This window comes from Massilia sp. P2_C2 (assembly GCF_056404615.1).
Map to the genome: position 1 here is coordinate 1 of NZ_JBFUDR010000013.1, position 13,995 is coordinate 13,995.

General features: G+C 65.6%; 12 protein-coding genes, 1 tRNA gene and 1 pseudogene. 9 read left to right on the forward strand and 5 right to left on the reverse strand.

Features of this window, described 5'->3' with window-relative positions; all coding sequences use genetic code 11:
* From AC1DYX_RS02910 to mutM, 3 genes and pseudogenes are all read right to left on the reverse strand, one after another.
* Window positions 1-209, reverse strand: a pseudogene (locus tag AC1DYX_RS02910) (A/G-specific adenine glycosylase); the annotation flags it as partial.
* A 19-nt stretch (window positions 210-228) separates the two neighbouring features.
* On the reverse strand, window positions 229-2,163 hold the full coding sequence (locus AC1DYX_RS02915; RefSeq protein WP_477256088.1) for a dynamin family protein: 1,935 nt from the start codon (window positions 2,161-2,163) through the stop codon (window positions 229-231).
* Window positions 2,164-2,196: 33 nt separating this feature from the next.
* Entirely contained in the window at window positions 2,197-3,030 is an 834-nt protein-coding gene (gene mutM, locus AC1DYX_RS02920) for a bifunctional DNA-formamidopyrimidine glycosylase/DNA-(apurinic or apyrimidinic site) lyase (protein ID WP_477256090.1), read from the reverse strand.
* Window positions 3,031-3,134: 104 nt separating this feature from the next.
* On the opposite strand from mutM, the gene AC1DYX_RS02925 reads away from it, so the two are divergent.
* From AC1DYX_RS02925 to AC1DYX_RS02950, 6 genes are all read left to right on the forward strand, one after another.
* Window positions 3,135-4,925, forward strand: coding sequence for a tetratricopeptide repeat protein (locus tag AC1DYX_RS02925; protein ID WP_477256093.1), 1,791 nt, complete (start codon window positions 3,135-3,137; stop codon window positions 4,923-4,925).
* Between the two features lie 167 nt (window positions 4,926-5,092).
* A complete protein-coding gene (locus AC1DYX_RS02930; RefSeq protein ID WP_477256095.1) occupies window positions 5,093-5,701 on the forward strand; it encodes a lipoprotein insertase outer membrane protein LolB in 609 nt (202 codons plus the stop codon).
* Window positions 5,701-6,588 (forward strand): 4-(cytidine 5'-diphospho)-2-C-methyl-D-erythritol kinase, encoded by an 888-nt coding sequence (ispE, locus tag AC1DYX_RS02935; RefSeq protein WP_477256156.1) that lies wholly within the window; start codon window positions 5,701-5,703, stop codon window positions 6,586-6,588. Before AC1DYX_RS02930 ends, ispE begins: the two co-directional genes overlap by 1 nt.
* A gap of 80 nt (window positions 6,589-6,668) precedes the next feature.
* A tRNA-Gln gene (locus AC1DYX_RS02940) sits at window positions 6,669-6,745 on the forward strand.
* Between the two features lie 161 nt (window positions 6,746-6,906).
* Window positions 6,907-7,857, forward strand: coding sequence for a ribose-phosphate pyrophosphokinase (locus tag AC1DYX_RS02945; RefSeq protein ID WP_477256097.1), 951 nt, complete (start codon window positions 6,907-6,909; stop codon window positions 7,855-7,857).
* Window positions 7,858-8,168: 311 nt separating this feature from the next.
* Window positions 8,169-8,756, forward strand: coding sequence for a 50S ribosomal protein L25/general stress protein Ctc (locus AC1DYX_RS02950; protein WP_477256099.1), 588 nt, complete (start codon window positions 8,169-8,171; stop codon window positions 8,754-8,756).
* 78 nt (window positions 8,757-8,834) lie between these two features.
* Here AC1DYX_RS02950 and AC1DYX_RS02955 read toward each other — a convergent pair whose 3' ends face one another.
* Complete coding sequence (locus AC1DYX_RS02955) at window positions 8,835-10,274, reverse strand: HD domain-containing phosphohydrolase (RefSeq protein ID WP_477256101.1); 1,440 nt, start codon at window positions 10,272-10,274, stop codon at window positions 8,835-8,837.
* Window positions 10,275-10,440: 166 nt separating this feature from the next.
* Between AC1DYX_RS02955 and AC1DYX_RS02960 the strand changes: the two genes are divergently transcribed.
* From AC1DYX_RS02960 to AC1DYX_RS02970, 3 genes are all read left to right on the forward strand, one after another.
* On the forward strand, window positions 10,441-11,226 hold the full coding sequence (locus tag AC1DYX_RS02960) for an alpha/beta fold hydrolase (protein WP_477256103.1): 786 nt from the start codon (window positions 10,441-10,443) through the stop codon (window positions 11,224-11,226).
* Between the two features lie 162 nt (window positions 11,227-11,388).
* Complete coding sequence (gene pth, locus AC1DYX_RS02965) at window positions 11,389-11,973, forward strand: aminoacyl-tRNA hydrolase (protein ID WP_477256105.1); 585 nt, start codon at window positions 11,389-11,391, stop codon at window positions 11,971-11,973.
* A gap of 36 nt (window positions 11,974-12,009) precedes the next feature.
* Window positions 12,010-12,342 (forward strand): hypothetical protein, encoded by a 333-nt coding sequence (locus AC1DYX_RS02970; RefSeq protein ID WP_477256107.1) that lies wholly within the window; start codon window positions 12,010-12,012, stop codon window positions 12,340-12,342.
* 49 nt (window positions 12,343-12,391) lie between these two features.
* Here the strand turns inward: AC1DYX_RS02970 and AC1DYX_RS02975 are convergent, their stop codons facing one another.
* The gene (locus tag AC1DYX_RS02975) at window positions 12,392-13,822 is read right to left on the reverse strand and encodes an HD domain-containing phosphohydrolase (protein WP_477256109.1); all 1,431 of its coding nucleotides are present in this window, start codon (window positions 13,820-13,822) and stop codon (window positions 12,392-12,394) included.
* Between the last annotated feature and the right edge of the window lie 173 nt (window positions 13,823-13,995).

Here is a 13,995-nt window from a genome sequence, read left to right on the forward strand (position 1 = left end):
GTCGGGAAGCGGTCCAGAAAGCGCGCGTAATAGCCCAGCACCGCCGTCACCTGCGTCTGCTGCAGCATGATTTCGGACAGCCAGATGCGGTAGGCGTCGCGCGTGTTCTGCCAGGGCAGGGCGTGGCGGCCGTGGGCGCGCTGCCAGTCGATGACGGCGCGCGAAAAGCTCGGGTCGGACAGGGTTTCGGTGTCGGTGCTGCGTTTCATGAAGTCGGTGGTCGGGCCGTCAGGCGGCCTGCAATGCGGGCAGGTCGGCGCGCAACGCCTGGGCGACGGCGCCGGACAGCGCCGCCAGGCGCGCCTTGACCTGCTCCAGGTCGTGTTGGGCCGTCTCGAAGGCGGCGATCTTTTGTTCCAGGCTTTCGGTGGCGTCCAGGATGCGCTGGATCGACGCCTGGCGGTGGCGCAGCTGCTCGCGGTGCTGGCGGATCGCCGCTTCGAGCGGCGCCATGATGATCTTCAACCACGCCTCGACGTCGCCGTTCGCCTCGCGGAACGCGGATTTCACCCGCGACGCGATCGAATCGAAGAAGCGTTCGAGCAGCGCGCCACGGCTCGTGACGAGCAGCGTCGCGGTGCCGAACTGCTTCAGGTAGATGGCCTCGATGGCGTCGATCTCGCGGCGGTAGCGCTCCAGCGCCAGCGGCGCCGGCTGCGCCAGCGCGAGGCCGTGTTCGGCCGAGAAGCGGCGCACCATCGTCTCCATCATCGCGGCGATCTCGGTGATCTTGCCGCCTGCCGTATCCAGGCTGGCGCGTCCCTGGTCGAAGAAGACGCGCACCGGCGTGCGCATGCCGGTCGAGAAGCGCGCGGCTTCCATCGCGCCGCGCACGGCGTCGACGTGCTCCTGCACGACGTCCATGCCGATGATGGAATACAGCTCCGTCGACAGCGTGGTGAACACGGCGCGCGTGCCCTGCAGCTTGAACAGGCTGGCGTCGAACTCCTTCTTTTCCATCTCGACGCGGCGCATCATGTGGGCGATCACGCCCTGGTTCTTGCCGCGCAGGCTTTGCAGCTCCTGCAGCTGCTCGACCAGGTCGCGTCCGCGCGCGGCCAGCAGCGCGGCCTGGGCGCCCGTCAATGCGGCGAGGTCGTCCTGCAGCTGGCGGCGCAGGATGTCCTGGCGCGCCGGAATCAGTTCATGGAACAGCGCCGCTTCCAGCGCGCCGAGGCGGCTCTTTTCGAACAGCGCGTAATCGCCCGTGATCTTGCCGACGAGGGCCTTCTGCGCGGAGACGGGATACACCTGCGCGTCGGCCACGCCCAGCAGCCGGGCCGCGTCCTGCTGCTGGCGAGATATGGCGGCCTCGATGTCGCGCGGCGTCCGGAGTTCGTCCCACAGCGCATCGATCTTGTTCAGCACGACCATGCGTCCCGCAGTTGTTCCCGATTCGCCCCCAATGTGCGTACGCCAGACGGTTATGTCGCTCTTGGTGACGCCCGTCTCGGCGGCCAGGATGAACAGCACGGCGTGCGCGTTCGGGATCAGGTTCAGCGTCAGTTCCGGTTCCGTGCCGATCGCGTTCAGCCCCGGCGTGTCGAGGATCACGAGCCCTTGTTGCAGGAGCGGATGCGGCACGTTGATGAGTGCGTGGCGCCAGCGCGGGATCTCGACGAGGCCGTCGTCACCCAGGGTGGCGGCGAGGTCGGGATCGTCGGGATCGTACAGGCCGTAGCGCTGGGCCTCGCCGGGGCTGACGCGGCGCGTCAGGCTCACCTGCAGAAAGCTCTCGTGCATGCGCTCGGGCGCGGACAGGTCCAGCGGCAGCACGGTCCACGCTTCCGGCACGTCGCGGTAGTCGCCCGTGGCCAGGCGCTCGGCGCGCGTCTCGATCGGCAGCAGGCGGATGCAGGGCGCCAGTTTCGGCTCCCAGGCGAATTCGGTCGGGCACATCGTCGTGCGGCCGGGGCTCGACGGCACGATGCGCTGGCCGTAGTCGGCAAAGAAGATGGCGTTGATCAGCTCCGATTTACCGCGCGAAAACTCGGCCACGAACGCGATCGACAACCGGTCGTCGCGCAAGCGTGCGAGCGCACGCGCGACGCGCTGCTCCGCCGCCCCGTCCAGCAGCTCGGCCGCCTGGGCCCAGCTCCGATAGTCTTCCAGCGCCTGGGCGACTTGTGCGCGCCAGTCCGCGTAGTGTTGCAAATCCTGCATATATTGGTGTCCCTGCGCGCCTCGTCGATGACCTTACCGCTGGCAGACCGCGCAATAGAACGTGGACCGCTGGCCCTGCTTGATCTGGCGGACCGGCGTGCCACAGTTGCGGCAAGGCACTCCCGTACGATCATAGACGAAATATGTCTGCTGGAAATAGCCCGATTGACCATTTACGGCAATAAAGTCACGCAACGTGCTGCCGCCTTGCACGATGGCGGCCGCAAGGATGTCGCGGATGGCCTCGGCCAGCCTGTCATAGCGGGCCCGGCTGATCTTGCCGGCGGCCGTTTTCGGGTTGATGCCGGCGCGGAACAGGCTTTCGCAGGCGTAGATATTGCCCACACCGACGACGATGTCGCCGGCCAGCAGGACTTGCTTGATCGGCGCGCTGCGGTTGCGCGTGGCCTGGTGCAGCAGGGCGCCGGAAAACTTGTCTTCGAGCGGTTCGACGCCCAGGTCGCGCAGCAGCACATGCTGTTCCAGTTCGCCGTCGTCGTGGCCATGCCAGAGGACGGCGCCGAAGCGGCGTGGGTCGTGCAACCGCAGCACGCGCCGGCCCTCCGGCCCGCGCACGACGAGGTCGAAGTGGTCGTGCTTCTTGAGCTCGACGCCTTCCGGCAGCACGCGCAAGTGGCCGGACATGCCGAGGTGGATGATCAGCGTGCCATGTTCAAATTTCAACAGCAGATACTTGCCGCGCCGGCCCGTGCCCAGGATGCGGCGGCCCGCGAGCAGCTCGCGTAAATTCGGCGGAAATGGCCAGCGCAGGCCTTCGCGGCGCAGCACGACGTCTTCGACGACGCGATCCTCCAAATGCGGGGCAACCCCACGCCGGGTGACTTCGACTTCTGGTAACTCAGGCATGTAAGATGGATAACGTGAAATGAATGTAAATTCGTGTTGCAGCGGCGCACGCGCAGCGGGTGCATGGCGTAGAATCGGACAATCTCGATGACGTGGGACTTGCCTTGAAAAACGCTTTCGCCATTGTAACCCTCTCCGCACTGCTGTCGGCCTGTGCCGTGGCGCCCAGGCAGCAGCCGGCCCGGGACCAGTCCGACCAGCCGCTCGCCGCCGCCGAAGCCCGGGACCATCCCGATGCCGGCACCACGAAAGCGGGTGACGAGGACGAGAAACTACCGAACGTCAACATGACGCCATCCATGATGGCCCAGTTGATGCAGGCCGAGATGTCGTTCAAGAACGGCGACTGGCAAGGCCCGTACCTCACGATGATGAGCCTGGCCCAGCAGACGAAGGACCCGCGCCTGGCCAAGCGCGCCGCCGAGATGGCGCTGTCCGCCAAGCAGGCCGACGACGCGCTCGCCGCGGTCAAGCTATGGCGCCAGTACGCACCGGACTCCGAAGAGGCCGGCCAGTACTATCTGGGGCTGGTGATCCTGTCCGACAACCTCGGCGAGGCTGAAAATATCTTGAAACAGCGCCTGGCGGAAGCAACGCCGGCCGCGCGCGGCCTCGTGATGTTCCAGATGCAGCAGCTGCTGCTGCGCGCCAGGGACAAGGATGCCGCCGTCGCCATGCTCGAGCGCCTCGTCGCGCCTTACGGCAACCTGATGGAGACCCACGTCGTGCTCGCGCAGGCGGCGCTGGCGCGCAACGACAAGACCGCGGCCCGGCGCGAAGCCCAGGCTGCGCTGCAGATCAAGCCCGATTCCGAGATCGCCGCGCTGACCCTGGCCCAGGTCAGCGAGGACGAGGGCGGCGCCGTCAAGGTGCTGAAGGATTTCCTGGCCGCCCACCCGGATGCGCGCGACGTGCGCGCCGCGTATGCGCGCCTGCTCGTCAACGAAAAGCAGTACGATGCCGCCCGCCAGGAATTCCTCACGCTCGACAAGGCTCAGCCCGACAACCCCGGCACGCTGTATGCGCTCGGCATCCTGTCGATGCAAATGAACGATGCCCGTACCGCCGAGCAGTATTTCACCCGCTTCGTCGAGCTGATGGAAAAGACGCCGGAAGACGAGCGCGATCCCTCGAAGGCCGTGATGATCCTGTCCCAGCTGGCCGAGGAGCGGGGCGATTACAAGGCCGCGGCCGACTGGCTCGACCGGCTCGACAGCGAAGACCCGAAGGTCCAGTTCGGCGCCGAACTGCGCYGCGCCCAGCTGACGGCGAAGCAGGGCGACGTCGCCGGCGCGCGCAAGCTGCTGGGCACCCTCAAGACGGAAGACAAGACCGGGCAGGCGCAGATCGTGCTCGTGGAAGCGCAAATCCTGCGCGACGCGGGCCAGCCCCAGGACGCGTTCAAGCTGATGGAGCAGGGCATCAAGCGCTTCCCGGATAATATGGATTTCCTGTACGACTATGCGCTGATGGCCGAGAAGATGGGCAAGACGGCCGTGATGGAAAAATCGCTGCGCAAGGTCATCGCCAAATCCCCGGACAATATGCAGGCCTACAATGCGCTCGGCTATTCGCTGGCCGACCGCAACGTGCGCCTGAAGGAAGCCCATCAGTTGATCGCCAAGGCCCTCAAAATGGCGCCGGATGACCCGTTCATCCTCGATAGCATGGGCTGGGTGCAATATCGCATGGGTAAGCTGGACGAGGCCGAGACCCATCTGCGCAAGGCTTACACGCTGCGCAACGACCCGGAAATCGCGGTCCACCTGGGCGAAGTGCTGTGGAAGAAGGGCCGGAAGGACGATGCGCGCAAGCTCTGGCGCGAGGCCCAGGCCAAGGATCCGAAGAACGATGCACTCAAGAGTACGTTAGCGCGCCTGCACCAGACTCTGTGAAACAATGGGTAGGGTGGGCACTCCTGTGCCCACGCGTGAYGTTTGCGATATGTTGGCGTGACGCGTGGGCACGTTCGTATGTGAGGCCACCGGCCTCACATACCCCACCCTACCTTCGCTGACCGGCAAGCGTCCGCCGGTTTATTGAATTTCGCTTATTTCATCCGATGCATCCACTTTCTCGTTTCGTTTCCGCAGTCGCATTCGCCGCCGTCCTGGCCGGATGCGCCACCAACGCCCCGCTCGCCAACCCGACCGCCCAGGTAGGCGCCTACCGCGACACGATCGACCTCGAAGGCAAGCTGTCGGCCAATTACGAGAAGGATGGCCAGCCGCAATCGATCACGGTGAATTTCACCTGGCTGCAGCGCCCGGGCAAAATCGACGTGTCGCTGTTCTCTCCGCTGGGGCAGACGGTCGCGCTGGTCAACGTGACCCCGACGGCCGCCACGCTGACGCAATCCGGCCGCGCGCCGCTGGTCGAAAAGGACATCGATACCCTGACCGCGAAAACGCTGGGCTGGACGCTGCCCGTGAGCGGCCTGCGCGACTGGCTGCAGGGTTATGCCGTCGAGTCCGGCGGCAAGCGCTTCGCCGCATCGCCGGGCCATGACAGCGTGGTCACCAGCGACGGCTGGCGCCTGCGCTTCGTCGAATGGCAGAACGGTCCGGGCGGTCAGCCGATGCCGCGCCGCATCGACGTCGCCCGCGGCGCCACCGGCGGCGGTGGCGAACTGGCGATCCGCATCATCGTCGCACCGGTGGGGGAATCGTGATGCGGGCGTTGCACGACTGCCCGGCGCCGGCCAAACTGAACCTGTTCCTGCACGTCGTCGGCCGCCGGGCGGACGGTTTCCATTTGCTGCAGTCGGTGTTCCAGTTGATCGACCGCAGCGATACGCTGCACTTCGACCTGCGCGACGACAACCGCATCGTGCGCACGACGGATGTGCCGGGCGTGCCCGAGGAGCATGACCTGATCGTGCGCGCATTGCGCGCGCTGCAGGCCGAATACGCGCGCCGCCACGGCCGCCTGCCACCGGGCATCTCCGTGGCCGTCGACAAGCGGCTGCCGATGGGCGGCGGCCTCGGCGGCGGCTCGTCGGATGCGGCCACGGCGTTGATGGCGGCCAATCATTTGTGGCAGGCCGGATTGACGGATGCCGAGCTGATCGCACTGGGCCTGCCGCTGGGTGCCGACATCCCGTTCTTCCTGTTCGGCGAGACGGCGTTTGCGGAGGGCGTGGGCGAGGCGCTGCAAGCGGTGCCGGGACCGGATTGCTGGTACGTCGTCATCGAGCCGGGTGTCGCCGTCCCCACTGTTGCGATTTTCACCGCGCCCGATTTGACAAGAGACACGAAAGCCATCACAATATCGGACTTTTCCAGACGCCACGTCGAATCGAAGGATTTGATTGAATTTGGAAAAAATGATTTGCAGGACGTGGCAACCCGTTTGTTCCCGCCGGTAGCAGAGGCGATCGAATGGTTGGGTGGTTACGGAGCGGCCAGGATGACTGGTTCCGGATCGTGCGTGTTTTGCGCATTTTCCACAGAGCAGGAAGCCGAGCGGGTACTGAAGCAGGTGCCAACCCGGTGGAGAGCGTGGAAAGCAAAAGCGCTGCAACGACATCCGATGAAAATCGCTCTTGCAAATCAATGAGTTGTAGAATAAAATTTTGCCTGTCGACGCATTCGGCGATATAATAATCGAGTGCAGCGACAAGCTGTAAGTTTCAGTGTAGGGGAATCGCCAAGCTGGTTAAGGCACCGGATTTTGATTCCGGCATACCAAGGTTCGAATCCTTGTTCCCCTGCCAAAGTTTCTTTGCCTGAGCTGATGATGACGAGTGCTCCAGCAGGCAGATAAAAATGGAGCCGCCAATGAGCGGCTCATTTTTTTTTGTGGTTCAGCGTTAATCATCCGACGATTAGCTGCTTTTCAAGTTCTTTCAACGCTTCTTACATCTCTGGGACTCCCATGGCTTACGAAAACCTGATGGTTTTTACCGGCAATGCCAATCCGGCGCTAGCAGAAGGGGTCGCAAAAAACCTCGGCATTCCTCTCGGCAAAGCCGTGGTCTCGAAGTTCTCCGACGGCGAAGTCATGGTCGAAATCAACGAGAACGTTCGTGGCAAGGACGTCTTCGTTCTGCAATCGACCTGCGCTCCCACCAATGACAGTCTGATGGAAATCATGCTGATGGTCGACGCTCTCAAGCGCGCATCGGCAGGCCGCATCACCGCGGCGATTCCGTACTTCGGCTATGCCCGCCAGGACCGCCGTCCGCGTTCGGCGCGCGTCGCGATCTCGGCCAAGGTGGTCGCCAACATGCTGCAGGAAGCCGGCGTCGAGCGCGTCCTGATCATGGACCTTCACGCCGACCAGATCCAGGGCTTCTTCGATATCCCGGTCGACAACATCTACGCGTCGCCGCTGCTGCTGGGCGACCTGCAGAAGCGCAACTACGACGACCTGCTCGTCGTGTCGCCGGACGTCGGCGGCGTGGTGCGTGCCCGTGCGCTGGCCAAGCGCCTCGGCTGCGACCTGGCGATCATCGACAAGCGCCGCCCGAAGGCGAACGTGTCGGAAGTCATGAACATCATCGGCGAAGTCGAAGGCCGCAACTGCGTGATCATGGACGACATGGTCGACACCGCAGGTACGCTGACGAAGGCCGCCGAAGTGCTGAAATCGCGTGGCGCGAAGAAAGTCGTCGCATACTGCACGCACCCGGTGCTGTCCGGCCCGGCAATCGAGCGTATCTCGAACTCGCCGCTGGACGAGCTGGTCGTGACCGACACGATCCCGCTGAGCGCGGCCGGCCAGGCTTGCGGCAAGATCCGCCAGCTGACCTGTGCACCGCTGCTGGCCGAGACCTTCAAGCGTATCGTCAAGGGCGATTCGGTCATTTCGCTGTTCGTCGATTAATTTCGCGATATGCATGGTGGGCACGTTTCATTTGAGGCCCCCGGCCCCAAATGCCCACCCTACGGCCGGATGATCATGCCGTAAAAAATGTCGTAGGGTGGGCACCCCGTGCCCACCAAAAATTTGAATTGCCGATCACGGCGCGCAAGGTAAAAACCGGCGCGCCGTTGGCGTATCAAAGCTTCACAGAATTTCTTGAGCGTGCGCGAGTGCGCTCTTTTATCGATGTCCCTGGTCGCGGGGACATCACAACCCGGGCAACCGGGCCGGCAGATGCCGGCATTCGGGCCCAACACAATTGGAGTAACACCATGAAAGTAGTCGCATTTGCCCGCACTCAGCAGGGGACCGGAGCGAGCCGCCGCCTGCGCAACGCTGGCCAGACCCCTGGCATCATCTACGGTGGCGCCGCTGCCCCGGAACTGATCGCCCTGGATGGCAACGCGTTGTTCCACGCGCTCAAGAAAGAAGCTTTCCACGGTTCGATCCTGGATCTGGAACTGGACGGCAAAGCCCAGAAAGTCCTGCTGCGCGACTTCCAGATGCACGCATACAAGCAACTGGTCCTGCACGCTGACTTCCAGCGCGTCGACGCTTCGCAGCCGATCCACACCAAGGTCACCCTGCACTTCGTCAACGCCGAGATCTCGCCGGCCGTCAAGCTGAGCGGCGCCATCGTGTCGCACGTGCTGAACGAACTGGAAGTGTCCTGCCTGCCGGGCCAACTGCCGGAATTCATCACCGTCGACCTGTCGACGCTGGAAGCCGGTCAGTCAATCCACGTGTCGCAGCTGAACCTGYCGGAAGGCGTGACCGTGGTCGCCCACGGCCAGGACCAGACCGTCGCCACCTCGTCGATCCCGCGCGGTGCAGCAACGGCCGAAGCCGCTGCAGAGTAATTCCTGCGCTGACCGCCGGCTCGTCCGGCGGACACCATCAAACCCGTCGCGACGCGAGTCCGGCGGGTTTTTTGTTGGCTAGATCAGGCCCAGGTTCAGCGCTTTCAGCGTGGCTGCGGCGCGCGTCGAACATGCCAGCTTGCGGAAGATGCTTTCCACGTGCGTGCGCACGGTCGACGGGCTGATCTGCATGACGCGCGCTGCTTCCTTGTTGCTTTCGCCCAGGCTGATGCGGCGCAGCACTTCGATCTCGCGGTCCGAGAGCAGGCTCTTGCGGACAGGCGCGGCCGGTCCCGGGGTGCCGGCCGCCGGAGCGCCGGCCGCCCTTAACACGATTCGAATGGCGTCGGCATCGAAGGCGCCGGCCTGCTCCGCCAGCATGCGCGCGGCCTCGTCGGCAGGATAGGCCGGACGCCACGGCCGCGGCATGCACAGTGCCACATAGGCGCACGCGGCCGCCAGCAGGCGCTGCGGCTGCCCGAGCCCGTCGGCGTCGAGGTTGCGGAAATAGCCGCTGCCGTCCAGCCGCTCGTAGGCATGCGAGGCCAGCGCGGCCTCGGCGCGCAGCGCGGGGATCTGGGCGCCGGCGCGTGCGGTCCAGTACGGTACCAGCCGGATCTTTTCCCAGTCGGCCGCGCTGAGCCGGCCATCGCGTTCCCACACCGTGTTCGGCACCGCCGCGCGGCCGATGCCGTGGATGAGGGCGGCGCGGCCCAGGATTTGTTGCTGGGCCGGCGGCAGGTCGGCCAGCGCGGCCGCGGCTTCCACGAGCTCGGCCACGCGACGTGAGTATCCGGTCAGCCATGGCAGCTTCAGTTCGATCATGTCGGCCACGATGCTCAACGGAACACGGCGCGCCAGCATCGCATCGGCCGGCGCCTGCGCGGGCGTCTCCAGTTCGTCCAGCCACGCACGGGCCTGGTCCGTCAGYACATGCACGAGCGATGCCGGATACTTGCGGTCGGCCATCCCCGCGATCATGCGCAACGCCTCGTCCAGGCCGTGCGTGCGCGCGAGAATCTCGAGGTCGCCGGCCAGGCTCGTGGTGAAGACGACCGCCGGGATGGCCGGACCGCGCAGCCGTTCCGGCAATCCATTGCCGTCGTAATGTTCCCAGACATGACGCAAACCGGCCTCGACTTCGGCCGGCAGGCCCAGCAGACRGGCAATGTCTCCCGACACCTCGCAGTGAATGCGCGCCAGCGGCGTCACGCTCGTGACGGTGAGCGGGTGACCGGCCGGCAGCGTGTGCGCGAGCATGGCTTCGCGGCCGCCGACGTCGTCGCCGAGCAGTGTCGCAAAGCCGGACGCGTTCGCCGTGCAGCCGGACCAGCGCAGCAGGGCGACAAGGCGCGCATGACAGCAGGCATCCGGCGTGGCGCCATCCGCTGCCGCCAGGCGCGCTGCGAGCCGTGCCGCGCGGATCGAGCCATCGGTCGACTGGCCCATGGAAAGGTCTCCGACCATGGCCAAGGCCTGGACGGCTTCTTCGACGGTGACGGTATTGTCGATCTGCATCCCGATACTGTAGTGACAATGCCGGGTGGCGGCAAGCGGCGGCCGGCTGTCCGCCCCCATCTTCCGATAGGGATCGGGGTCGGTCGATCGACCGATACCGCAGCCGGGCCTGTCTCTCTACACTGGCTCCATCGACAACCGAACCACGAACACAAAGGAGCCCATCATGAAAGCATCGATTTCCACCCTGAAGCACGGCCTGCGCACCCTGGCGGCGGCCGCCGCCATCGCCGCTGCCGGTACCGGATTCGCCCAGGCCGCCAATGCCGGGCAGCCATCCGTCGTCATCGTCCATGGCGCCTTCGCCGACGGTTCCGACTGGGCCAAGGTGATCCCGCTGCTGCAGGTCAAGGGCATCAAGGTGACGGCCGTCCAGAACAGCCTGACCTCGCTGGCCGACGACGTCGCCGCGACGAAGCGCGCGATCGACAACCAGCCGGGCAAGGTCGTGCTGGTCGGCCACTCCTGGGGCGGGACCGTGATCACGGAAGCGGGCGCCGGCGACAAGGTGGCGAGCCTCGTCTACGTGGCCGCCTTCGCACCGGACGCCGGCCAGGCCACGAGCGACCTCGGCAAGGACCTGCCGCCCGCGCCGGGCATCACCAAACTGGCGGTCGACAAGGCCGGTTTCGCCAGCCTGCCGCCGCTCGTGCTGAAGGAAGACTTCGCCCAGGACGTGCCCGCGCCCCAGGCCGCCGTCATGGCCGCCACGCAGGGCCCGATCGCCGTCAAGGCCTTCGGCGACAAGACGACGGTCGCCGCATGGCGCAAGCATCCGAGCTGGTACATCGTCAGCAAGAACGACCGCATGATCCAGCCCGACCTGGAGCGCCGCTTCGCGAAGGCCATCGGCGCGAAGACGACGGAACTGCCGACCAGCCACGTGCCGCAACAGTCGCGTCCGGTGGATGTCGCCAACGTGATCCTGGAGGCGGTGGCGGCCAGTAAATAAGCAACCAGGCGGATGAGGCGGGCGCCGATGGGCCGGTGCCGGCCGCGACGTGGCGGTCCGCGGATACCGGCGAGCACGGCCGGACGCGTTTATCGTCATCGAACGGGGCAGGACGGTCGCGTTTTCCGCGATAATCGAGCTTTACGCACTGATAGACGCTTTATGCACATCCGCCTGATCGTCGGCCTCGGCAACCCCGGCCCGGAATATGAACAAACCCGTCACAACGCCGGCTTCTGGCTGGTCGACAACCTCGCCAACGCCTTGCCCGGCTGTCATTTGCAGCGCGAATCGCGCTTCAATGCCATGGTCGCCAAGACATCGATCTCGGGCAAGGACGTCTGGCTGCTCGAACCGCTGACCTACATGAACCGTTCCGGCCAGTCCGTGGGCGGGCTGGCGCGCTTCTTCAAGATCGCGCCGGAAGAAATCCTCGTCGTGCACGACGAACTCGACCTGCCGCCCGGCGCCGCCAAGCTCAAGCGCGGTGGTTCCTCGGGCGGGCACAATGGCCTGAAGGACATCACGGCCGCCCTCGGCACCCAGGATTACTGGCGCCTGCGCCTCGGCATCGGCCATCCGCGCACGCTGAACCTGCAGCAGGGCGTCGCCGACTTCGTGCTGCACCGCCCGCGCCGCGAAGAGCAGACCCTGATCGAAGACGCCATCGACAAAAGCCTGCGCATCATTCCGATGGTGTGCGAGGGCAAGATGAATGCGGCGATGATGCAGTTGCATACGGACTAGGCGAGCACGGACGAGATGGTTTGACGAGAGTGGAGCATGAGCAAAGATATTTTTCGATTTCTTTTGAGAGCGTTCGGTTTTTCCATCGTCTTCTGGCTGACGAGCATCGTGTTCATTTCATTCCTCACGGATTGGATGCAACGTGCACCGTCGGGTCAATCCGCTGAGCAGGGTGAGCGGCTGGCGCAGGCCTACGAAGCACAGCTCAAGAGGTCAAGCGAGCAACTTGACGCCGCGGCGACGCAGCGGCGTCGCATGGATGCCTTGTTATCCCAGTGGGAAGAGCAGACCCGCCGTCACGACCTGGTGCTACGCAAGTGGGAGCAGGCGAGCGGCACCGCAGCTGCGCCTGGCCGATCCGGACATTGACACCCGCAGCGTAGGCGGCCGTGCTATGTCGTTTCAGCGCGTGCGGACATCAGATGAGCCCGCGCGCGAGCGCCTTCAACGTGGCGGCCGGTCGCGACCCTGACTCCAGTTTCTGGAAAATATTGTCGACGTGCATGCGTACGCTCGCTGGACTGATGCGCATGGCGCGCGCGGCTTCGCGGCTCGTCTCGCCCTGGCTGATGTGGCGCAGCACTTCCAGTTCGCGCTCGGACAGCAGGCGGTCGCGCACGGGAGAAGAGGGCGCCGGCGCGCGCACCGCGGCGAGGACGGCTTCCACCGCACGCCGGTCGAAGCGTCCGGCGGCTGCCTGTGCCGTCATCAACGTGGATGCCGCCGCCTCGCCATGTGCCGGACGCCATGGACGCGGTGAGCGCAGCGAGACGAACGCGGCGGCCGCTGACAGCAGGCGTTCCTGCATGCCCATCGCATCTCCTCGCGCCTTGCGAAAATAGCCGCTGCCGTCGAGGCGTTCGTAGATGAACGAGGCGAGCGTCGTCTCGCCCTGGATCGCGGGAATCTGCGTCCCCGCGCGCGCCGTCCAGAACGGTACCTTGCGCACCTGGTCCCAGTCGGCCTCGGCGAGCTTGCCCGGGCGCTCCCACACGACGTTCGGCACGGCCACCTTGCCGATGCCGTGCAGCAGGGCGGCGCGTACGAGCGGGCTTTCTTCCAGCGCCAGCATGCCGGCCAGCGAAGCGCTGCGCCGCGCCAGCGCCGCCACGCGGCGCGAATACCCAGTCAGCCACGGCAGTTTCAGCTCGATGACGTCGGCCACGATGGACAGTGCCACGCGCCGGTCGTGGCCGGGATAGTCGGCCGCGCACGACGGTTCATCGAGCATGGCGAGCCAGTCCTGCGCGTGCGGCGACAGGCGCTGGACCAAGGTGGCCGGATACTTCACGCCGGCGCGCTCGCCGATCAGGCACAGCGCGCCATCCGTGCCATGCGCGGGCGCCAGCACTTCCAGGTCGCCAGCGAGGCGCACATAGAACACGGCGCGCGGGATGTTCGGGGCGAACAGCAGGTCCTGCATGTCGCCGCGATGATGGCTGCCGAACAGGTGGCGCAGGCTGTTCTCGACGTCGCCCGGCAACCCGAGCAGCACGGCGATGTCGCCCGCCACTTCGCACTGCATCTGCGCCAGCGGCAGCACGTTGGCGAACGTGAGGGCGCTGTGGCCGGACAGCGTACGCGTGACCATCGCATGCCGGCCAAGGACGTCGTCGCCCAGCAGGTGCGCGAACCCGGCCGCCGTCGCCGTACTGCCCGACCAGCGCAGCAGCGCGACGAGGCGCGTGCTCGTGCAAGCGTCGGCCCCGTCGCCGTTTTCCTCCGCCAGCCGGGCGGCCAGGCGCGCCGTGCGGATGGAGTGATCCGGCGGCAGGCCCATGGACAGGTCGCCGACCATGGCCAGCACCTGCACGGCGTCCTCGACGGTAATGGTTTCATCGGGTTGCATGGCACTAATGTAACGGCCATCACAAGCGTGGACAAGGAGCACGTTTCGTTATGCACCTGCCTATTCAAAAGGCATCGTCCGGACCGGCGTCGCTCACGACCGGACAAAGAAAAAGCCCGCACGAGGCGGGCTTGTCGGCGCTGCGTGGTCCGCGTGACCGGCGCCCATGCTAT

Coding starts and splice junctions, on each gene's coding strand:
- AC1DYX_RS02915 (WP_477256088.1), bottom strand. CDS start 2,163: ATGCAGGATTTGCAACACTACGCGGACTGGCGCGCACAAGTCGCCCAG.
- mutM (WP_477256090.1), bottom strand. CDS start 3,030: ATGCCTGAGTTACCAGAAGTCGAAGTCACCCGGCGTGGGGTTGCCCCG.
- AC1DYX_RS02930 (WP_477256095.1), top strand. CDS start 5,093: ATGCATCCACTTTCTCGTTTCGTTTCCGCAGTCGCATTCGCCGCCGTC.
- ispE (WP_477256156.1), top strand. CDS start 5,701: ATGCGGGCGTTGCACGACTGCCCGGCGCCGGCCAAACTGAACCTGTTC.
- AC1DYX_RS02945 (WP_477256097.1), top strand. CDS start 6,907: ATGGCTTACGAAAACCTGATGGTTTTTACCGGCAATGCCAATCCGGCG.
- AC1DYX_RS02960 (WP_477256103.1), top strand. CDS start 10,441: ATGAAAGCATCGATTTCCACCCTGAAGCACGGCCTGCGCACCCTGGCG.
- pth (WP_477256105.1), top strand. CDS start 11,389: ATGCACATCCGCCTGATCGTCGGCCTCGGCAACCCCGGCCCGGAATAT.
- AC1DYX_RS02970 (WP_477256107.1), top strand. CDS start 12,010: ATGAGCAAAGATATTTTTCGATTTCTTTTGAGAGCGTTCGGTTTTTCC.
- AC1DYX_RS02975 (WP_477256109.1), bottom strand. CDS start 13,822: ATGCAACCCGATGAAACCATTACCGTCGAGGACGCCGTGCAGGTGCTG.